This window comes from Shigella sp. FC1661, from assembly GCF_001712525.1.
Lineage (GTDB): Bacteria > Pseudomonadota > Gammaproteobacteria > Enterobacterales > Enterobacteriaceae > Escherichia > Escherichia coli.
Genome location: NZ_MDGW01000483.1, coordinates 1 through 426, shown reverse-complemented (window position 1 = coordinate 426; position 426 = coordinate 1). Strand labels below are relative to the sequence as shown.

General features: G+C 51.4%; 1 pseudogene. It reads left to right on the top strand.

Going from position 1 to position 426, the window contains the following annotated elements:
• Window positions 1-64 precede the first annotated feature (64 nt).
• Window positions 65-426, top strand: a pseudogene (locus BFF42_RS20860) (IS1 family transposase); the annotation flags it as partial.

Here is a 426-nt window from a genome sequence, read left to right as displayed (position 1 = left end):
GTTCTTCACTACATTTTTTGGTGATGCTGCCAACTTACTGATTTATGTGTATGATGGTGTTTTGATGGTGCTCCAGTGGCTTCTCGTTTCTATCAGCTGTCCCTCCTGGTTCAGCTACTGACGGGTGGTGCGTAACGGCAAAGCACTGCCGGACATCAGCGCTATACTCTGCTCTCACTGCCGTAAAACATGGCAACTGCAGTTCACTTACACCGCTTCTCAACCCGGTACGCACCAGAAATTATTGATATGGCCATGAATGGCGTTGGATGCCGGGCAACTGCACGCATTATGGGCGTTAGCCTCAACACGATTTTACGTCACTTAAAAAACTCAGGCCGCAGTCGGTAACCTCGCGCATACAGCCGGGCAGTGACGTCATCGTCTGCGCGGAAATGGACGAACAGTGGGGATACGTCGGGGCTA